Consider the following 20088-nt stretch of genomic DNA (forward strand, 5'->3'; position numbering starts at 1 on the left):
ATGAGATGCCCCTGTCTTGAAGGCTGTTCAAAACAGAAATGGACTGCGAACGTTTAGTCATTCAAGAATCCCACCCGTCACACCGTAAGGTGTAGGGCTTGCGGCTTTAGCCGTGGGAGTCTCAAATGGTCTCCGTGATAGTGGCTGTTCACTACATAGTTCACACGGTTTCCTGTCCGTTCCTCTGCTGCTGCGCAAAGCTCAGCTGCAGCCTGCGGCAGCAAAAAGGTATCGAATACGATCGTCCCTTTTCCCCAATTTACAAATCCAGCATTGCCAGCTGCCCCCGTCCCTTCCTTTGCAATCGCTGCAAAAACGCCGGGTCGGACTTCCGTGCAGGTAAAGTAATGGTGGTCCATTTTTTTGCCTCCTGATTTTAGGGGATAGATACTATTCGGGACGGGAACCTGATTTCCTTTATGAACATCTTCTAAAGCAAACTCTATTCTCCTATTTTCATCCTCTGCATACATCACGAAGTATGTGGACACAGTCAAGCCTGTTATTTATGGAACAGGATCCAAGACCGTAAAATACATATCTGCTTTTAATCCGATGGCGGGAGTTACGGCAAAGGACAATGCAGACGGAGATGTTACATAAAAGATAACCGTATCAGGCTCGGTGAATACGAAGGTAAAGGGGATTGCAGAGAATCACCTATCATGCAAAAGATCAAGCCGGAAACAAGACCAGCATCACCAGAAAAATAACGGTGAAGTAAACGGCAGCAGCAGTCCGATACCTAACGGCGGGCTGCTGCTTCTGCTTAATGGAGGAAGGATGCTGAATGAAAGCATGACGATGCTCTATCATTTTATTGGTTCAAAGAATGAACTGCCTCCTGTGCCTTTTCACAGCAAAGCTTCAGTCGTCCCGATTAAGGACTTGTCACAGCTGAAAATCAGAGGCATGCAAACCAAAAAGGAAAAGCGGAACAAATATAAGGAAACTCCACAGCAGTCCCTCATTGTCTACGAAACAGAAGAGGATGCAGCTGCCGGAATCAGCATAAGCAAGATGGAAGGATTTGATGGGATTAAATCAAAGCTCAGGCATCCATCTATCTATGAGCTTGGATCAAGCAGAACGCGGGAGACCCTGGAATATCTGTTTCAATACATCCATGAACACTCACTCCAAACAGGTCCAATTGAGCTGTATACCTGCTATGATCATCATGAGATGCTCCCCAAAATTGATAGTCTGGATGTAGTAATCGATTTTAAGGAGAGAAGCTATACAAATTATCTCGGAACCTTCCGCTTAAATAAAAACGGCTTTATCAGGATCTGGGAGAGGTTTACTTTCAAAAACCGGCAGTATGTGCTCATAACCGGCGGGGATTAAATTCTTTGTGAACCATGTGTCCGGTTTTACCCCGCCGGTTAACATGCCCCGGTGCGCCTTAAAAATTAGAGGAGGCGGTTCGCAGCAGAGGGAACCCCGCTCGTTTAAAGTATAACGCTTTAAGAAGCGGGATCAGATCCCGGAATATAGGCGTGAACTTGGAAATCCGTGCAGGAGAACAAGTACAGGCCTGCCGGGACAGCCTGCTTCCCTCCTGCCTCCATTCTCTTTTATAAGATCAATCATATCACCTCCGCATACCTTTAGTTTTCGTTCAATAAAAGTTGGGCTTACCCACTACGAACCCAAATCGGCCATTCTTCATAAATTGTGGGGGAGTGACCAGGAATTTGGTGAATTGACCTATCTAGCAATAGGCTTACAGAAAAAATGAATAAAAATATGCGGAGGTTATGAATATGTATCCAATTCAAAATGATTTACAGGCGCTGCAGCTGGGAGACTATCAGGCAGGGCAGGTTATTCCTTGGGATGCCAGAAATGGGTATGGCGATGATTCCCGTTTAATCTTCTTCCGCTGCTTCGGCTGTGTGGGCTGTGTGGGTTGTGTAGGCTGTGCAGGCTGTGGAGGCTGCGGAGGCTGCGGCGGCTGTGCAAGATGTGGAGGCTGTGCAAGATGCGGCGGCTGTGCAAGATGTGGCGGCTGCGGACGCTGCGGACGCATCGAATAGTATCAGGGGAAGTCTTTGTGTCTAAAGGGCACAGAGACTTTTTTTTACATAACGGACAATTTCTGCCGCATATCCTGAAATGATCATGATTTTTTCAGGAAAAGGAGGAGCGGAATGCAGAACTTGGATCCTTCTTCACGGTTGAAAACGAACCGGGATACGGTGTTTGTCCCTGATCCTTCAGGCAGTGTGTATTTCCGGAATAATACAAGTTCGTTTGAAATGAAAGGCAAGTCGGTTGCTCAGTGGATAGAAAAGTTGCTGCCTCTTTTTACAGGGGAGCGGAGCCTGGCTGAATTGACCGCCGGGCTGTCGCCGGAATACCGTGACCGGGTTTTTGATATTGTCGGGACTCTGCTTGGAAATGGATATGTACGGGATGTGCAAAAAGAGCTCCCGCATCAGCTGCCTGAAGAGGTGCTTAAGCGATTTGGCTCTCAGATTGAATTTCTCGATGAGCTTGGAGGGTCAGGAGCGGCCAGGTTTGAAAAGTTTCGCCAGACGCCTGTTCTGGCGGCAGGCTCGGGGCCTTTTTTTGTTTCTCTTGTATCCGCAATTCTTGAATCTGGCACGGCAAAACTGCATTTGCTGGCTGCAGGGGAGACCGATTGGGACCGCATCAAGGAGCTTGCAGAAGGTGCGCAGCTTCAGGATCCGGAAGTGAGGGTGGAGACAGCGGAGCCAGATGAATGGGAGGACGCCATTAAGCAGTTCGATGCTGTCTTATTTGTATCAGATCATAACGGCGAGAAAGAGCTTGAAGGGATTATTGAGGTTTGCAGGAGGGGCGGGAAACTTCTTATTCCTGCTATTTTCAAAGGAGAAGCGGGGGCTGCAGGATCGGTCCTGCAGCCTGAACAGTACGGAGAAGTATGGCAGCTCATTCGAAGTCTTCCTCCGTCAAGGGGATATGTTCCCTCCAGGACAGCCTATGCGATGCTAGCCAACCTGATTGCTTTTGAATGGATGAAGGAAGCGGCAGGGGTTCAAAACGGCGAACAGAAATGCTATCTGCTGAATGCAGAGACGCTTGAGGGAAGCTGGGAAACCCTGGTGCCACGCGGACAGAAGAGTATAGAGTTCAAGCCGGTCGACATAAAGATGAGAATCGGGGAGGCAACAGAACGAAATCCGCAGGAATGGTTTTTGTTTTTCAGCAAACTGGCCTCAGCGAGAACGGGAATCTTCCGCAAGTGGGAGGAAGGAAATCTGAGTCAGCTTCCTTTGGCTTTGTGCCGGGTGCAGGCCGTTCATCCGGAAACGGGCGACTTGCTGCCTGAAATTATTAGCAGCGGGGCTACCCATGAAGAGGCACGGAAGGAAGCGGGACTGGCCGGTCTTGAAGCCTATGGAGCGGAGCTTTTTCAATGCGATGAGGAGGTTCACGGTATCGGAGCCGGGGAAACGGCAGCAGAGGCTGTCTGCCGGGGAATTGAGCAGGCGCTAGAGGAGGAGCTGAAGCGCCAGAAGGAAGAAGTGATACCGGTTTACCCTGTTCAGCTCGCTGCGGAGGATTGTCGCTGCCGGTACTACTGGCAGGTGCTGAATTCGCTGAATTTGACTCCGGTCATCGGTGTAGGAAGGGAAGCGGGTGGATTCCCTGTTATATGGGCGGGTACGAGACACGGATGGGTAAAAAGCACAGGATTAAATGTAACTCTTGCAGCCCGGAGAGCCCTTCAACGATCACTGGAGCTGATTCAAGTCCCGCAAAAACGAAAGCCTTCTGCTCCCCCTGTCCTGCTTGAACATTCCTTCCGACTGATGATTCCTGAGTATGATGTAAGCTGGACTGCGCTTTACCGATATGCAGCAACCATTCTGGAGCGTGAAGAGATTGTATTGGATGTGGATGAACTGACAGGTGTCCCTTTTCTAAAAGAAGGAGCTGCGGAGATATTCAGGGTGACACTCCGAAAGGGGGAGGTGCAATGAGGCAGATTGTTATTTTCGGAGATGGAGAGCTGGCAGCACTCGCCCGTCAAAAGCTTTCAAAGCATTATCGCGTTTTATCTGGAGCTGAAGGAGACTCAGCTGAACTGGCCGTGGTCCTTCAGGACAGCTGGAATCCGGCATTTTTCCGTTCTGTGACCACAAGTGTTCCAACATTGTTTGCATACATGGCGTTCGGGGAGGGGGTCATTGGACCGCTTGAGAAAAAGGCAGTGCCCGGCTGTGTCCATTGTTCCTCTGTCCGAAAGCTGATGGCGGGCAGGGACCGGAAGCACATGTGGGATTTGACAGAAAGGCTGGCCGAAACGAAAGAGGCTCCCGATGCTTGGGCATCCCGGACAGGAATGGTGCAGCTCCTTCATGTGCTTGAAAACGAGACTGAATCCTTTTTCAGAGGAGAAGAGATTCGGTCGGATGGCCGGATCTATCTCCTTCATTTAAAACGTCTGGAAGGAGCTTGGCACTCGTTTCTTCCGGACCCATTTTGCGGAGTTTGCGGCACGGTGCCGGATGATTCCCCGGAGCTTGCACGAATTATGCTCAAATCCAGTCCAAAGTCGGGCGCGGGCAGCTACCGGTGCCGCTCGATCGAAGAGCTGTCCGGCTTCCTAATCAGGGATTATCTTGATGAACGGACAGGTCTGTTTAATGATAAGCTGCTGGATTTGTCCACGCCATTCGCTGATATGAGCGTAAATCTGCCCTTATTTGGCGGGGACGAAGGGACGGCCGGCCGAACGCTTTCTTATGAACTGAGCGAGATGACCGCCATTTTGGAGGGGCTTGAACGCTATTGCGGAATGAGCCCGAGGGGTAAATATCCGGTTGTACGGGACCGGTACAGCCGCTTGAAGGATTATGCCATCGATCCTATGTCTGTCGGGGTGCATGCAGAGGCGCAATACGAACAGCCTGATTTTCCTTTTAAGCCGTTCGATCCGGAAAGAGAGCTCAGCTGGGTATGGGGCTATTCATTTTTACAAAACCGCCCGGTCCTTGTTCCAGAGCTTCTCGCCTACTACAGCATGAGCTGCGGGTACGGAGGCGGTTTTGTGTATGAATCCTCAAACGGGTGCGCGGTTGGGGGGAGCCTGGAGGAAGCGATCTTCCACGGCATCATGGAAGTGGCAGAGCGGGATGCGTTTCTTCTAACCTGGTACGCGGAGCTCCCATTGAGAAGGGTTGATCCGCGATCTTCAGACGACGCTGAACTGAACGTCATGCTTGACCGTCTCGAAATCCTGTACGGCTATAAGCTTCACCTTTTCCAGGCGACGATGGAGCATGGGATCCCAAGCATCTGGGCCGTCATGAAAAACGGTACAGGAAAGGGCATTAACCTGCAATGTGCGGCCGGGGCCCATCTCGATCCCGTCAAAGCGGTGAAAAGTGCTGTATTTGAGCTGGCAGGTTTAATGGAATCGCTCGGACAGAGGCTGGATAAGGAACGGGACGTGCACCGGAAGCTGCTGGAGGATTCAGCGCTTGTAAAGCAGATGGATGATCACGGGATGCTGTACGGCCTTCCGGAGGCAGAGGAGCGGCTGGACTTTTTGCTGAAGGATAAGCGGCCGCCGCTCACGTTTGGTGAAGCGTTCGACCGTACTCCTTTCCGCTCTGACCTTAAGGAGGATCTCGAAGATGTGCTGCAGCGGTTCGCGAAAAGGGATATGGATGTCATCGTTGTTGACCAGACAGCGCCGGAGCTAAGCCGTAATGGACTGCACTGTGTCAAGGTTCTCATCCCGGGGATGCTCCCGATGACGTTCGGCCATCATTTAAGACGTGTGACGGGATTAAAGCGTTTGCTGGAGGTCCCGTATGAATTAGGATACTGCTCCAAACCTTTGAAAATCGGGGAGCTTAATCCGTACCCGCATCCGTTTCCGTAAGGAGGGGACTTTGTTGGATCTTGGTGAATTTCTTTATAACCTGCACTTTCATACCGAAAAGACCGCTCCTGATGGCTGGGAGCCGGATTGGGAGGATGCGCCCCTGCCATACAAACTGTATCGGGGGCTGCCTGCTATACCTCTAAGCAACGAGGTCCCGCTTACACTTGCGAAATGGAAAGAACCCGCCGTGCCTTCTCTGACAAGGATTGGGCATTTTTTGTGGTATACGTATGGGTTGACACAGATTACCCAAAGCGGTTCGGCTGAGGAAACGGTTCAGTCGCTCAGAAGATTCGTTCCTTCAGGGGGAGGTCTTTACCCGAATGAGTTGTATCTGTATCTGAATGTGGATGAGGCACCTTCTGGAATTTACCATTACGACGCTGCCCGTCACCAGCTCGTCCTTTTGAGGGAAGGGAACTGGGAGACGTATCTTTCTGAAGCACTCGGAGAACGCTGTGACATTTCCTCCTGTTTCGGCGCTGTACTGATTTCGGCAAAGTTCTGGAAAAATTTTTTTAAATACAATCAGTTCTCCTACCGGCTTCAGGGACTTGATGCAGGAGTGCTGGCCGGACAGCTGCAGGAAGCTGCAAAGAGATTTGGCTTCTCATGCGGTGTTTATGTACAGTTTCTCGACAGGGCGCTCAATCATATTCTAGGCTTGAATGATAAGGAAGAAAGCGTCTATGCCGTCATCCCGCTGTCAGTAGAGCCAATGCGGTGGTTTGCCGGAACGGACCGCGGATTAGTGTCAGCTGAGGAGCTGTGCCGGTCCATTCCCCCGATTATAACCGAGTCCTATGAACGCTCCAAAAGAATATTGGATTATTCGCTGCTATGTGAAATCAATGAGGCATCGTTTATGGAGTCAGCGAAGGAATTCCGGAAAATTGGTTCATGGAAAAAGCCGGTCCGTGACGGACAGGAGACAAACCTTGGCGGGAGCAGGTTCTTATATGACCTCGCTTCGTCCTGCCGGAGCCGGTTTTCACCGGATATGGATTTTATGATAGGTGATATCCATGCAGAAACGGCAGGAGATCTTCTTCGGGAAGCCGTGTCCGCATCTGTCTGCCGGAATGATCTGGATGGGGCGGAAATCAATCGGAGCCGGCTGTCTGTGTATGCATGCTTTTATCATGTAGAAGGTATTGAAGACGGAGCCTACCTGTATGAAGAAGGCACGCTGAAATGTATCCGGCCTGGAGATCACCGCTTGTATCTTCAGGATGGACTGACGCTTCATAATGTCAATTTGTACACAACTCCAATCGTATTGCATGTGGCGGGGGACCGGGGACATCTGATGGATCAGCTCAGCTGGAGGGGATACCGGGTCCAGCAGATGGAAGCGGGCATGCTTGTCCAGCGTCTGCTCCTGGCAGCGTCAGCCCTCGGACTTGGCGGACATCCGCTGCTTGGATATGATGTATCCCGCTGTGACAGGCTTTACAAGCTGGAGGAAACCGGGGAAACCTGTCTGATTCAGATCCCGATTGGCGGTTACAGGGAGAGGGCGTGGCTGAAGGGTGGGCTGCATGGGTGAGGTTCTGGGGCTGGCGGGTTAAGTCCTCTACTAAAAGGTGTGAAGTGCAGGTGGCTTCCCGTCCGGTGCAGAAAGAAGGAGCTGCGATCCGGTTCATGTTAACCAGGTATCCCGGATGATCACGTTGATAAGCGGGTGCCGGAGCTTTCCTCCTGTAAAGCGGCGGGGGACAGAGACAGCACTCTGTCAGGCGGTGTGTGCCATGGGTTGAAGGATCAGGTGCCGGAGCTTTAGTACGGCAGCGAAAGTGGGGCCAGGCACGGTGCCAGGCCCCTTCTGCTTTAATGCAGCAGGGGACAGAGGCCATTGTTCATAAACCGCTGCGGCACAGCGGTTTTGAGAGGTGGTGCCGGAGATTTAGCTCTTTATCAGAGTGAGGGACAGACCCCGCCGTATCACTTGTTATATAGACCAGAACCCCCCGTTATTCATCAGCCTCCCGATCAAAGTCAACGATCCTTATATTCAGGGATGAGGCACGATTCTAGCATCCTCTATGAAAATTTCCGCTGCAAAATATGATTTTAATGCCCCTGTCCATTTTTTGTAAGCAGGGGTACCCTCCCACACCCTTCCATTCTATCAACATAAGATGTACGGACGAGAGTCAATTGAAAGATAATAGGAGGAAATGATAAATGGGTTGTGGAAGTCACTTAAATACAGGCAGTTGTGTGTGCGATATTTTAGCAGAAATTGCAGATGCTCAACAAGATAACACCCAGGATTGTCTCGGAAGCTGCTCTGAATCTGTTCGCGAATTAATGGGAGGTTCTGCTCCTAATTACAATACAGTACCCGTTCAGTTGATTTGCAATTCAGCTAACCCGAGAACAGTTGGAGACGAAGATATTTATTTCGGAGGATTCTGCGGAACGGTTTTCATCGCGCAAGGCTTTAAAAGAGCTGCAAACGGAAACAATGGACAACTGGAAGCGGCTACTTCCAGCTTCTTTAGAGTATCTGCTGTAGATACAGAAACATGCTGTGCAGAGCTTGAATTGCTATGTGTTACCGGATTGGGAGATACACCGAGATATGGTCCGAGAGTAAGCGACTTGAATGACTGCCTGGAAACTGTTACACCGCTTTATCAAAGAACAGGAATCTGCATAACTGTTGACCTGAGATGCTTCTGCGGAGTTTCCTGCTTGCCTGCTGTTAATGCAAGCACCTGCCCTCAGGCTCCAGCACTAGGTTAAGAATAAATCGATATTAGGCTATAGGAAAGACAGCTCTGACGGCTGTCTTTCTTTCTTTTATTTAATAGTAGAGAACCATCCTGGATTGGGAGCTTAAAACAGGATAGCGGAGGTTTTCTTGACCAGCATTCCAGGGACACTTCATAATTCCATGAATGGAACATAAATTAGGAACAGAACATGCAGGGAGGGAAGGACATTGCGTGTGCATGTAAACCCCCTTATTAGAAGGCTGGAACAGATCAAGACCCTACAGGATGCGGTCGAAGAGGCAGGAAAGATTGAGAGTCTCTTTTTCCCGGCACCTATTCGAGATACCATTCCGGTTGTTTTTTTTCTAAATAACGGAAGTGTTTTTCAATCATCAGGAGGTATTGGCCGGCGTGATGAAAAGGGCCATTTTACCACTCCTTTTTTCCGCATTGAAACCATCAGCGATTCATTCATGGTCACCCTTACACTATTAAAGCCTCATTATGGCCAGGCGGTTCCGGAAGATCTTTTCGATGTGTATAACCTGATAAAAACCGGGTTCTGCGTTGAAATGAACAGCACCGTGTTCGGAGGCGTGCAGTATTTGGATTCAAAGCTTGTAGAAGTCAAAGACTGATGATTTTAAAGCTTTGTATTTCCTGTATCGCCATCGTGTAGAAATGGAGGTCGTTTGTATTTAAAATGGTAAGGGATTCGTTTATTTCTGAAAACGAGCAGACGATTCCGACACAGGATCGTTTGCTCGTTTTGATTTCAGTGATGATGCCGTTGAATGGTTTGGGGAGGCTTAAAAGGAATGCTGCTTTTTCGGGAATGCTTAAATGTTTAAACGGTTTTGAAGGGGTTTTTCGTTTCGTACGAAAATGGATTTTTACCGGTCCCCGGTACATGTTATTCGGGTAATCCCCAAGACTTTCCGGCTCGTCGTCATCTGCAGCTGATTCCCTTATTTCAGTATCTGTTGCAGGTCGTAAATTTGTCTGATGAACTGGGTTTATCGTTTCAGCAGACAGCTTTTCAGGCAGGCTTTGTAATGGTGCTCCTTCGGCCACGGGTTCAGCGTCCTGGCCGGCAGCGCTGGAGACTGCGGTCTCTGTGGGAGAAGCAGGTTCAGACAGCCATGAGACTCCGGCTGCTGCTTCAGGATCATAGTTTAATAGAAACTCCTCATGATCTGGGAGGGATTCTGCTTCTGTCAGCTGAAAATAACAATCCAGCCCATGGATCTCCGCCAGCGGGTTAAACGGGTCTGTCTCCAGATCGCCGGATGTCTCCCGGTTAGGAAGACGCTGTTCTGGCTGCTTATGAACGCCGGCTCCTAAACCTGACGCTTCTGCAGGGCCTGGTTCAGCTGAGGCGTCAGATTGAAGGGGACCGGGTTCTGGGTCTGGCGCGCCTAAAAGGATGACCATTCCGCTTTGAAGCTTTTTCATTTCTTCTGCAAGTTTTTGTGCGAACTGTTTCTTCTCCAGCTTTTTCTTTCTCGGGTGAGCCGGCAGTGATTGGGGCAGATCCCGCTCATTAATCAGCGGATCGATGATGTACATTAACGGACGCTGCTTCTCTTTGTCAGCCAAAAGCCTTCGCCTCCTTTACACCCAATGTATATGCCCTCCTCCCTTGCCGAATGCAGATTCAGGGCCTAGTATCCCTTTTCAAAATCCACCCGGTTTAGATCTGGCTCCTTTCCTGCTATGTACTTTTTCAGGTTCGGCAGAAATATGTCTCCGATGACCCGTTCATCGTAATATTCTGTGGAGCCTGCAGTGTGAGGGGTGATGATGACATTTTCCATCTCCCAAAGAGGGCTGTTTTCCTCAAGAGGTTCCTGTTCGAATACATCCAAACCGGCCCCCGCGATTTCCTTTTCATGTAGTGCGGAAATTAACTCTTTTTCCTCCACAATGTCCCCCCGGCCAATATTGATGAAAAAGGCTGAATTTTTCATCATGCGGAACTGTTTTTTTCCAAAAAGCTGTTTTGTATCCTTCGTTAGGGGCAGTGTGACGACAACATAATCGCACTCCGGCAGCAAGCTGTGCAGCTTATCCGGTGTGTACATTTCGTCCACAAACTCCTCTGGCCTGCCGGAGTACCGCATGCCGAGAACCTTCATGTTAAAGGCTTTGGCGATCTTTGCTGTTTCTTTGCCGATGGCTCCGATTCCAAGTATGCCAATCGTTTTGTTGTGGATTTCCAATTTAAGGCCGGCATGGTGCCACCTTTTTTCCTGCTGGTTGCGGACGTAGGCATGAATGTTCCTGGATAGACCAAGCATTAAGGCGAAGATCGTTTCTGAAATCGGATAGGCATGCACGCCATTAGCGCTTGTCAAAGCAATCGATTTCCTCTTCAGCTCTTCAAGCGGCATGCTGTTTACACCTGCGCTCCACGATTGAATCCACCGGAGTCTGCTGGCATCCTTAAGATAATTAGCCATTTCCTTCCGCCAGCCTGCGATGACTTCAGCGCCCTGTATATCCCGTTCCCACACAGAGGCGTCTCTTCCGGCTATGATTTTCCAATCCGGGATCACCTCCTGAATTTGCTTCACATAAGAATCATTCAAATTTTGCCCGATAATAAGCTTTTGCATAGCAGCATCCTCCACTCGTCCTGTTTTCCTCATTGTAACAGAAAGGGGGGACGGGGCAGAAACAGCAAACCCGGTCACAAGAGAGGTTTTTCCTGCTGGCTTGAGCCGGGTTTAACAGGCGTTTACTGGAAGGCTTCAGGTTTTGCCCGGCTAGTCTAATAGATTAATAGTCCGCTCAAATTCCGCCAATTTTCTCCTCAGTCTGCCCTGCCGAACAGCAGCCCCGTTCCATAAACTATCAGGAAAAGCTATTGTCTTCTGCCATAAGGTTTATGCAGTGGAAAATAATAGACTATGCAAAGAGAAGGGAGAGTTCTGGTGATTACTCATGGCTTTAAAAAAATCACTCCCTTAAATGGATTTTCATCCGACAAGGGGAATGCGAGACAGAATGACTATGCGTGGGCAATGGAGGAGCTTGGGGACTACTTGTATACGGGTACGGGCAGGAATATTCCGAACCTGGCATTTGATGGACTGGGGCTGCCGGTTCCAAAAGCCTTCTTGCCGAACGACGACTACCGTGCTGAGATTTGGAGACTTAAAAAGGATGGGGGTACAGACTGGGAGCTGGATTTCAAAACCCCGTCAAAATCCTACGGTTTCCGGTATATGATTCAATTTCCCGAGAACAGCCGATCAAAAAGAGCTCTTTACGCAGCCGCTACCTCCAGTGACGGGAGCAAGGCTGTCATATACAGAAGAACAGTAAGCAGCGGATGGAGTGTGTTCGCCGAACTTGAGGGAGGTTCATCCCGCTCGATGGTTGAGCATCTCGGCAGGCTATACGTGGCGACCGTACCGCTCACATCGGCCGGCAATGTCCCGAAGCTTTTCATCTTGAATGAGTCTCAAACCTCCTTTGAGGCCGTCTCCCTGCCGCCAGCCATAACAGGTGAAATTACTAGCATGATCAGCTTTAATAACCGCCTTTACATTGGACTGGCTAAAGAGGACGGGTTGGATGTATGGAGAACAGATGGGGCAGAGCCATGCTCGGGCTGGAAGCTTGTTGTAGATAAAGGAGCGGGCGATGCGATTAACAGCATTCCGTTCGTCATGGATCAGTTCGAGGGGGCCATTTATCTAGGGACGGGCATGATTCCTTTCTTGCCTCTGCTTTCGGGCGTTCCAGTTATTACGAAGGGCTTTGATATGATTAAAATCAGCAGGAATGATACGTGGAAAGTCGTGGTTGGGGGGCTGCCGATGAAGAGGACAAAGCCGTCTACAGGCCAAAGGAATCTGGCAATGATTCCGTCCGGCTTCGGTAACCCGTTTAACGTATACTGCTGGCAGATCAGAAGCTATAAGGGATCCATTTATGCCGGCTCTTTTGATTGGACCTCGGTCATTCCTCCTGCCCTGCAATCTTTATGCGAGGCAATCTGGGACGGTGAGGCGGATGCTTTGCTTACCTTTGATGAAGAAGTGAAAACAGCTCTCGAGTCCCTTCCGCATTTAAAGCTTTCAGCTCTTCACCCCTTGTTACTCAGCCTTTTGAACACTCAGCACGGTTTAGTTGAAAAACTGAACGAAGGGGTTGGACTTGCTGCAGATCGGCTACCTTATAGTAAAGCCCTATTGAGGCTTCTTAAAGAAACGTGGAACGGTCAAAAGCATAATAAAGGGATGGAAAAGGATTATAAACTGCAAATCCCGGGTTTACTATCCGGATTTGACCTATGGAAGTCCGGAAATGGCTGCATTTGGCTTCCTGTTTCATTGAATGGATTCGGCAATCCCGAAAATTATGGAGTGCGAAACCTGTTCTCTTCCAAGAATGGAAAGCTGTATTTAGGAACAGCCAATCCATTCCATGGATGTGAGGTTTGGGAAAAGGATTCAGGAAAGGATCCTAAACTGCCCCTTCTTCAAACATGGAAGACCTTGGAGCAGCTGCACGCAGATTTGAAAACCATTCATCAGCTGAAAAACAGATTTTTAAAAAGGAAACAGAAAAAATAACGGCTGGAAAAAGGGAGGAGGGAGACGGTTCTCCTTCCTTTTTTTCCTTGAAAACAGAACAAAACCCAAAGATTGTCAGCAATCTTTGGGTGAAAACACACAACGTTCAAATGAACACAACTTTTTTAGAAAATGGCAGAATACTTACATTTCAATAATGGTTAAAGCCCTGACTTTCTCATTGCGGATCCGGTAACACTTAACCCTTGGCTTCCCGGAAGCGAGTGAGATAATAAAATAGGCTGCATCCGGATAATAGGCATGGATTATGTCATTCCGTGAAGGGACCGGGGGGGCGGTCGGATGTGAATGGTAAATGCCGGTCATCCCTTCCGATTTTTGTTTTATTAAATTTAAGGTCCGGGTCATCTCACCAAGGTCCATTGCAAATGAGGTGCGGCTTCTTTCCGTGTTATTCATGATCCACTGTGTTTCATTTTTGCCAAGCCTGCCTGAAAGCAATCCGCATGCTTCATAGGGCAGCTCCTGCTGGCAATGGTTGATCATATTAGCTAAAACTGATTTTTTTATATAGACGGATTCACGCAACGGCTTCCGCTTAGCGTCCGCAGCAGCTTCTGCGGCGTCTTGGCTGACCCCCGGATTGGTATACTCTTTTTTCACTTGCGACTTTAGGGGAAAGCTCCTGATTTTTATCTTTCAAGAGTTTGGACTCTGATTTTGCTTTCGTTCCTGCCGGAAATCTTTTTGCTTGAGTAAATGAATGATAAAACTGTTCAGGTGACATCATTTCCTACCACTCCAATAAACGGTTATTTTGAATATTTAAATGGATTAAAAATACTGGTTTGAGACTGTGCTTGAGGGTAAAATTTCTTCAGCAATTCACTATGGCTGGCTGCTCTTCTTTCGGGCATTCTTTCTCTTGGAACAATCTGGTTCTGATTTCTCGGATTGATAGGACTGCCTGCCTGTTGCTGGTATCGTGACTGAGATTGTGCAGCAGCTTTTCTTTGCGCTTCGCTTCTTCCTTGAGACTGTCCCAGTGCTTTCTGAAATTTTTCAGCATATTGCTTTTCCTTGTCCTGGTAGGAGCGGATCGTTTCTTTTAGCTGGCTGGACTGTTCCGCTTCTTTCGCTCTCAATTTCTCCAATTGATCTTCGTATTCTGCTGTAGTTTGCTTCATATTCTGGATGGATCGTTCCATTGCTTCGAATTTTTCCTTGTATGCTGTTTTTTGCTCTTCCGAAATACTGAGTTCATTCTTAAGTTCCTCTAGCCTGCTGCTGTATACACTCTCGTTAGCCATTGAGCTTTGAAGCTGGAATTTGAGCTCCTTGATTTCCTCGGAGAACTTCAATTCATTTTGTTCATAGCGCTCAAAATGGCCGTTCATTTTTTCTAACAGCTGTTCATAGTGACTTAAATTTTCCTTTAAGTCCTGAATGGTGCTCGTTAATTCTTCTGTTTTTGCAAGATAGTGCGATTCTTCATTGTTCCAGAAATTCCAAACCATTTGAATCCAGCTCCCTCTCTTTATGGTATTCAACTCCTGCCGGTCATGCATAGGTTCTTTCACCGCTGTCTCTGCCCAATTTTTCCTTAAACTTTGAAAGATAGTGCCTGATTTTGAATGCACAATAAGCCTGTTGTTCTTCCTATAGAAAAATGAATTGCTTTTTCCTGTTTAGCTATTCTCCAATTGTGCTGCGCCCGGTCAGGGCTTTTTTAAAATCTTACCGCTCGACTATACCCATGAGCCTCAGTTATAGAATCGTGATTTTCCCGGCTGCAGGTGTGTCAACTTTTTTTCTAATCCTGTATATGATGATGGAAGGAGTTTCGTTTATGTTTTGCGTTAACTGGATTAAGGAGTAAAGCGGGGAGATTTTCCTCTATGGCTTTAAAAATTGTTTTCCCTCGTCATGGTCGATTCTCCTTAAAAGGAAAACCGCTTATAGCAGTATATGTTTGTTTCTGTGCATGGTGAAACAAAGGCAAAAGCTTAACAAGAACAGAATGTGAATAACAACGGGGTGAAAGCATTGGAAAGTATATTTAAGCTTGAGAAATTTTTAACGGCGGATGCGATGAAGCAGCTTGTTAAAAAGAACGGGTTCAGTGTTGTGAATGAACCTCCTGCGGAATTGAACGAGACATTTGCGTATTACAAGGATCGGCTAAAAGCTGCTTCGCAAGCTCCCTATATCCTATCCGAGGAGGAGCGGATCCAGCTTAAGGTGCCTGTCAGTGAAGAGGAGTTCTACACAATGGAGTGGGTGGTGCCCAAACTGGAATATTTGGTAAGCAAAGAGAAGCTCTCCAAAACGGTCATCTCCATCGATCGCTTAAAATCGTCCATCCAGCAGGCAAAGGGAGGCAAACTGAAAAACCGGCAGTCTTCGGTTGATGAATCCGTGCTGATTGCATTCTATCCTCCAATCAGCAGCAAATACGTCATTCTAAAAGGAGTGGATAAAGCGATTCGCCTGTCTGACAGCGGGGCTGAGAGCATGGATGCTTATGTGCTCGAGCCTTACATTCACCTGCAGGGAACAGCAGCCCCTATTCACCGAACACTTTTTGCGATTCATTATAATCACTCACTGCTATGCAGCTATATCGCAGGCAAGCTTCCTATGGATGAGCTTGAAACAAGAATATTCCCGGTGTATTAATGGAGCGGAGGTGGATTTTTGGAGAACCATCCATTTATTTCAATTATTTTTCCGGTAAAGAATGAAGGAATTCATGTGAAAACGACGTTAGACTCTTTGTTTTCCGCCAAAACCGATCAATTATTTGAAGCCATTGTTGTGGATGACGCTTCAGTGGATGATTGCTGTGATTTTCTGCAAACGTTTCGTCATAAAAACCGGATTAAGCTTCTTCTCACTGACGGCATCGGGGCAGCGAATGCACGGAATTTAGGTGCAGAACATGCTCGGGGGGACTACCTCGTATTCTGCGATGCCCACTTGGAATTCGAGGATTGGTGGCTGGACCGCATAATCCGGCCATTAATTGAAGGGGAAACGAACGCAGTGACTCCTGCAATCGGAGCGATCGGGAATCCGGAATTTATAGGGTATGGCCAGACATTATGGTCTAACCCAAAAAATAATTCAAATCTGAGGACGCATTGGAATCAATATCACCATGAAATGTTTGATACTGCTGTTCTGCCTGGCGGATGCTTTGCCATCGAGCGTGAGGTGTTTGAAAAGCTCGGAGGCTTTGAAACCGGATTTAAAACGTGGGGCCATGAGGACGTTGAATTCTCCATAAAGCTCTGGCTTTTTGGTTACCGTGGCAGTGTTCTACCTGATGTGAAGGTATTGCATCTATTCCGGAAGCAGCAGCCTTACCACGTAAGCATGGATGAGTACTATTACAATTTATTGAGGATGGCGTATTTGCATTTCAGCCCGGATCGGATTCAAAAATGCAAAAAAATGATCGTAAAAGGAAACGCGGAGGATATTGAACAGCAGGTGCTGAGGGACGGTGTTAGCATGACGAGAGAAAGATATTTGAGGAAGAGAAAATTTGATGATGACTGGTATTTTAGGAAGTTTACTATTGATTATTAAGAAAGGGGTGTAAATTGGGTTCTCTGACATCTATTATTCTCCTGACCAAAGACGGCTTGCCTTACACAAAGGAATGCATAGCCAGTATATTCGCCCATACAAAAGAACAGATTGAATTAATCGCTGTTGATAATGGCTCTACAGATGGAACGGTGGAGTACCTACGTTCTCTTCCAAAAACCAAAGTGATCGCAAATAAAAGAAACAGAGGATTTCCAGTGGGGTGTAATCAGGGCCTTTCCATGGCATCAGGGGAATCCATCGTTCTGTTAAATAATGATACGGTTGTAACGAAAGACTGGCTTAAGAGACTTTTAGCATGCTTATATCAGAAAGCTTCGACCGGCATCGCCGGACCGAGGTCAAATTATACGGTACCTCATCAAATAGTAGCTCCCGTACCTTACAAAACAATGGAAGAAATGCATGTGTTTGCTGCCGAGTGGTCAGAACGCCATCATGAAGACAGCTATGAAGCGGACTATCTAAGCGGTCTTTGTATGGCCTTTGATCAAACATTATTAAATGAAATCGGAGGCTTTGATGAGAGATTTTATCCTGGGTATTATGAGGACACCGATTTATGTTTAAGAGCCCTCATCCTGGATAAAAGGCTAATGGTGGCAAACGATGTATTCATCCACCACTATGGGAGCAGCAGTTTCAAAGATCACCGTGAACGGCATAAAAAAATCATCAAACAAAGTGAAGCGAAATTTTTTCAAAAGTGGAAAATAAATGATTTAAGCTTGATTAAGGAAGCGGCAGAACTGGAAAAGCCATTCTTAAAGGAAAAGCACTATGTCCCCTATGATTAGATCCCTTTATGCAGCGGGCATCCCGGTGCTCAGCCAAGCGTCTATTATGTAACTAAACAGTTATATACTGTGCCGTTTCACCGTATGATTCATATAATGAGAGCATGAATAAATAGGAGTTGAATAAGTTGGCAAAGGCAGCGTTACATCTTCCTTATGATAACAAAACGTTTATAATAAACGGAAATGAACTCGATAGCAGTGTATTTAAGCCTGTAAAAACGAAAGGAACGTATGAACCTCATGTAATGAGGCTTTTAAAAAAAATCATACGTCATGAAAGTGTCTGCCTGGATATTGGCGCCAACATCGGTCTGATTTCCCTCGCACTGAGCTATTTGGCTAAAGAGGGGCAAGTTTATTCCTTTGAACCTTCCAAGACGAATTTTCCTTTCCTGGTGCAAACGATAGAGGATAATCATATTAAGAACATTTCCCCTATAAATGTAGGGGTGTATGACAGGAATACAAACATAAATTTCTGTGAAATTGGCGCAGGCGGCGGTGGATGGTCCTTTGTTTTTGATGAAACGAAAATAGATGCAACACCTAACGAAATAATCCCTTGCATCAAACTGGATGATTGGGTGCAAAACACCAATGTGCAAAAGGTTGATTTTATTAAAATCGATATCGAAGGATCTGAAATAAAAGCGATCCAGGGCGCATCAAACACTATAAAAAAATGGAAGCCTGATTTAATTGTCGAATTTAATCCAATCGCTATTTCCGATCTTGGAGGTGCTGAACCGGAGGAATTATACAATATGATTAAGACAGCCGGATATCCCAGCATTTACGTGTTAAAGCGCGACAATACCCTTGTAAAAGCAGCTGACTACTCAACCCTGATGCAGCTGATGTCTGGCGGAACTCATGAGGATTTATATTGTTCATTCAAATAAGCAATTGAAAATGACAAAATTTTTCATTCATAGAAACAGCTCGGGGTTTACCCCGAGCTATCTGATTGGAATGTGACAGAATAGGGCCTAAGCTATAACGTCACCGTTACCAATTGTTCTAAACAAGTCCCCATACTTGTATTCGATTAACAGACTCGTGCTCAAAGCATTTAGTCCGGTAATCCTGGGAACAACGTTAGGGTCATTCGTTTGCACGATTGCTTCAAATTCCGCAGGGAAGATTACACTGGTAAACAGACGCTCAGATCCATTCAATGCCGGAACGGTGAGGGTTTCATCGTACACATTGACTTTAGGTGAAGCTGCAGTGTTCCAAACAAGAACTCTGACAGTCTGGGGGGTTGTTGCCCGGTTCATAAGATCAAACCGGATAAGGGCAAGGTTTAGAATGGATGTGTTGACTTGACCGGTGGAGTAAATAAACATAAGGGCAGTCATTCCTTCCTTTGAAGCAAATTTGTTTAAACCACAATATCTTAATTCAAAGCTTTTTTTATAAGGGTGCAGCTTGAATCTAGTTCTCTTTCCAATCAGGATGAGAGAGTATGGATTCAGGCCAGCCATTAAGAAAATTTGTGATTTGTATACTATATGTGTGCGGAGGGAAGAAGGGAAGGGTTGATAACTATTACTTCGAAGATGGTAAAGACAGCCTCTTAAAAAATAGACTTTGGTTAATAATAGGAAAGCAAGAGTCTTAAAACCACAAGTCATAGAACATAAATAGACTGGATGGCTGACAGTCATCTTCCATCCAGTTATTATTGAGGTTCGGCATGAGCAGGAGGACTACCAATGATCATCCGTTTCGTACCCCAGCCTGATTAACAAATCCCCTGCCACTTCTTTGAAACGCCGTTTATGCTCTTCTGTAAAATGGTTTTTCCATCCTCCAGTCTTCCCTTCTCTAAAGGTGGGAGACATTTTCGGATTAATGTTGTGATTCATCATTTCTGCAATTTTTTCTTTTTCCAGGTCTAAACCTTTCAAATCTTCCTCAAGAAAACCAGCCATATTATGAAGGATATGGTGCCGGTTCCGTTGATCAATAAGCTCTTCATATCGGACAGAAAATGTGTTAGGATCCTGAGACCAATCCATAAACTGATTGTAAAATTCATTAATATTCGGATACTCGGTATGGCCATGCAAAAGGGTTTCGGCCGTTTGGACATCAAGATTTTTAATGCCGTTAATAACAGTCATTATATGGTCACTGACAGTGCCGGGAGTGTTTTTTAAATAATTATGCAAAAACGTCGTTTCACTCATATATAATGCGTAATACACCATGGAGACCGTTACATCTCTTGGATCTCTGTAGATGAAAAACCTTCGAATGTTCTCATTATTCAGAAGATCAATTGTGCTTTTTACATAATAGAGGTGGCCATAGGTGACTTCTCCCGGCACCATTTCCTTTACATAATTTGCATTCTCACCTAAAATCCCCTTAACCTTCCGAGTCCCGGGGATCCCAAGCATAATCTGCAGCAAAAGGTGGGTCCCGCTTTTCGGGACTGAGTTTACAAATATTCTTGGTAAGTTCATGAATATCGCCTCTTTTAAAAATATCAATTATGCCCCGTT

19 protein-coding genes are annotated in these 20088 nt (G+C 46.9%); 12 read left to right on the plus strand and 7 right to left on the minus strand.

Features of this window, described 5'->3' with window-relative positions:
• Nucleotides 1–77: 77 nt before the first annotated feature.
• Nucleotides 78–359 carry an MBL fold metallo-hydrolase gene (locus tag ACQCV8_RS16445; RefSeq protein ID WP_426846243.1) on the minus strand — a complete coding sequence of 94 codons (282 nt, stop codon included), beginning with the start codon at nt 357–359 and terminating at the stop codon, nt 78–80.
• A gap of 265 nt (nt 360–624) precedes the next feature.
• On the opposite strand from ACQCV8_RS16445, the gene ACQCV8_RS16450 reads away from it, so the two are divergent.
• The 7 genes from ACQCV8_RS16450 (at nt 625) to ACQCV8_RS16480 (ending at nt 9251) form a co-directional block, all read left to right on the plus strand.
• A complete protein-coding gene (locus ACQCV8_RS16450) occupies nt 625–1350 on the plus strand; it encodes a hypothetical protein (protein ID WP_426846245.1) in 726 nt (241 codons plus the stop codon).
• 419 nt (nt 1351–1769) lie between these two features.
• On the plus strand, nt 1770–2042 hold the full coding sequence (locus ACQCV8_RS16455; protein ID WP_426846247.1) for a heterocycloanthracin/sonorensin family bacteriocin: 273 nt from the start codon (nt 1770–1772) through the stop codon (nt 2040–2042).
• 114 nt (nt 2043–2156) lie between these two features.
• Nucleotides 2157–3977: a bacteriocin maturation protein gene (locus ACQCV8_RS16460; RefSeq protein WP_426846248.1), complete on the plus strand. Its 1821-nt coding sequence runs from the start codon at nt 2157–2159 to the stop codon at nt 3975–3977.
• Nucleotides 3974–5887 carry a TOMM precursor leader peptide-binding protein gene (locus ACQCV8_RS16465; protein ID WP_426846250.1) on the plus strand — a complete coding sequence of 638 codons (1914 nt, stop codon included), beginning with the start codon at nt 3974–3976 and terminating at the stop codon, nt 5885–5887. The genes ACQCV8_RS16460 and ACQCV8_RS16465 overlap by 4 nt, the downstream gene beginning before the upstream one ends.
• Nucleotides 5888–5900: 13 nt before the next feature.
• Nucleotides 5901–7439, plus strand: a complete 1539-nt coding sequence (locus ACQCV8_RS16470) for a SagB family peptide dehydrogenase (RefSeq protein ID WP_426846252.1) — start codon at nt 5901–5903, stop codon at nt 7437–7439.
• A gap of 638 nt (nt 7440–8077) precedes the next feature.
• A complete protein-coding gene (locus ACQCV8_RS16475; RefSeq protein WP_426846254.1) occupies nt 8078–8641 on the plus strand; it encodes a CotY/CotZ family spore coat protein in 564 nt (187 codons plus the stop codon).
• Between the two features lie 199 nt (nt 8642–8840).
• Entirely contained in the window at nt 8841–9251 is a 411-nt protein-coding gene (locus ACQCV8_RS16480) for a hypothetical protein (RefSeq protein WP_426846256.1), read from the plus strand.
• Here the strand turns inward: ACQCV8_RS16480 and ACQCV8_RS16485 are convergent.
• Together ACQCV8_RS16485 and ACQCV8_RS16490 are read right to left on the minus strand one after the other, a co-directional pair.
• Entirely contained in the window at nt 9241–10212 is a 972-nt protein-coding gene (locus ACQCV8_RS16485; RefSeq protein ID WP_426846258.1) for a CotO family spore coat protein, read from the minus strand. The genes ACQCV8_RS16480 and ACQCV8_RS16485 overlap by 11 nt on opposite strands.
• Nucleotides 10213–10277: 65 nt before the next feature.
• Complete coding sequence (locus ACQCV8_RS16490) at nt 10278–11231, minus strand: D-2-hydroxyacid dehydrogenase (RefSeq protein WP_426846259.1); 954 nt, start codon at nt 11229–11231, stop codon at nt 10278–10280.
• A gap of 318 nt (nt 11232–11549) precedes the next feature.
• Here ACQCV8_RS16490 and ACQCV8_RS16495 point away from each other — a divergent pair, with 318 nt between their 5' ends.
• On the plus strand, nt 11550–13199 hold the full coding sequence (locus tag ACQCV8_RS16495) for a hypothetical protein (RefSeq protein ID WP_426846261.1): 1650 nt from the start codon (nt 11550–11552) through the stop codon (nt 13197–13199).
• 144 nt (nt 13200–13343) lie between these two features.
• Here the strand turns inward: ACQCV8_RS16495 and ACQCV8_RS16500 are convergent, their stop codons facing one another.
• Nucleotides 13344–13823, minus strand: a complete 480-nt coding sequence (locus ACQCV8_RS16500; RefSeq protein ID WP_426846263.1) for a M67 family metallopeptidase — start codon at nt 13821–13823, stop codon at nt 13344–13346.
• A 149-nt stretch (nt 13824–13972) separates the two neighbouring features.
• Nucleotides 13973–14740, minus strand: a complete 768-nt coding sequence (locus ACQCV8_RS16505) for a hypothetical protein (protein WP_426846267.1) — start codon at nt 14738–14740, stop codon at nt 13973–13975.
• 466 nt (nt 14741–15206) lie between these two features.
• Here ACQCV8_RS16505 and ACQCV8_RS16510 point away from each other — a divergent pair, with 466 nt between their 5' ends.
• From ACQCV8_RS16510 to ACQCV8_RS16525, 4 genes are all read left to right on the plus strand, one after another.
• Nucleotides 15207–15839, plus strand: coding sequence for a hypothetical protein (locus tag ACQCV8_RS16510; RefSeq protein ID WP_426846269.1), 633 nt, complete (start codon nt 15207–15209; stop codon nt 15837–15839).
• Between the two features lie 18 nt (nt 15840–15857).
• Nucleotides 15858–16754 carry a glycosyltransferase family 2 protein gene (locus tag ACQCV8_RS16515; protein WP_426846271.1) on the plus strand — a complete coding sequence of 299 codons (897 nt, stop codon included), beginning with the start codon at nt 15858–15860 and terminating at the stop codon, nt 16752–16754.
• A 14-nt stretch (nt 16755–16768) separates the two neighbouring features.
• Nucleotides 16769–17572: a glycosyltransferase family 2 protein gene (locus ACQCV8_RS16520; protein WP_426846273.1), complete on the plus strand. Its 804-nt coding sequence runs from the start codon at nt 16769–16771 to the stop codon at nt 17570–17572.
• Nucleotides 17573–17700: 128 nt separating this feature from the next.
• Entirely contained in the window at nt 17701–18477 is a 777-nt protein-coding gene (locus tag ACQCV8_RS16525) for an FkbM family methyltransferase (RefSeq protein ID WP_426846275.1), read from the plus strand.
• 87 nt (nt 18478–18564) lie between these two features.
• Here ACQCV8_RS16525 and ACQCV8_RS16530 read toward each other — a convergent pair whose 3' ends face one another.
• Both ACQCV8_RS16530 and ACQCV8_RS16535 read right to left on the minus strand, forming a co-directional pair.
• Nucleotides 18565–18936, minus strand: a complete 372-nt coding sequence (locus ACQCV8_RS16530) for a hypothetical protein (protein WP_426846277.1) — start codon at nt 18934–18936, stop codon at nt 18565–18567.
• A gap of 351 nt (nt 18937–19287) precedes the next feature.
• The gene (locus ACQCV8_RS16535; protein ID WP_426846279.1) at nt 19288–20049 is read right to left on the minus strand and encodes a sulfotransferase domain-containing protein; all 762 of its coding nucleotides are present in this window, start codon (nt 20047–20049) and stop codon (nt 19288–19290) included.
• Nucleotides 20050–20088: the final 39 nt, after the last annotated feature.

Origin of the sequence: Metabacillus sp. 84 (assembly GCF_050107715.1) — a bacterium.
Classification (GTDB): Bacteria; Bacillota; Bacilli; order Bacillales; family Bacillaceae; genus Metabacillus_B.

What these genes read in the sequence shown, in the direction of transcription:
- ACQCV8_RS16445 (WP_426846243.1), bottom strand. Translation starts at nt 359, where the DNA reads ATGGACCACCATTACTTTACCTGCACGGAAGTCCGACCCGGCGTTTTT.
- ACQCV8_RS16455 (WP_426846247.1), top strand. Translation starts at nt 1,770, where the DNA reads ATGTATCCAATTCAAAATGATTTACAGGCGCTGCAGCTGGGAGACTAT.
- ACQCV8_RS16460 (WP_426846248.1), top strand. Translation starts at nt 2,157, where the DNA reads ATGCAGAACTTGGATCCTTCTTCACGGTTGAAAACGAACCGGGATACG.
- ACQCV8_RS16465 (WP_426846250.1), top strand. Translation starts at nt 3,974, where the DNA reads ATGAGGCAGATTGTTATTTTCGGAGATGGAGAGCTGGCAGCACTCGCC.
- ACQCV8_RS16475 (WP_426846254.1), top strand. Translation starts at nt 8,078, where the DNA reads ATGGGTTGTGGAAGTCACTTAAATACAGGCAGTTGTGTGTGCGATATT.
- ACQCV8_RS16490 (WP_426846259.1), bottom strand. Translation starts at nt 11,231, where the DNA reads ATGCAAAAGCTTATTATCGGGCAAAATTTGAATGATTCTTATGTGAAG.
- ACQCV8_RS16530 (WP_426846277.1), bottom strand. Translation starts at nt 18,936, where the DNA reads ATGACTGCCCTTATGTTTATTTACTCCACCGGTCAAGTCAACACATCC.
- ACQCV8_RS16535 (WP_426846279.1), bottom strand. Translation starts at nt 20,049, where the DNA reads ATGAACTTACCAAGAATATTTGTAAACTCAGTCCCGAAAAGCGGGACC.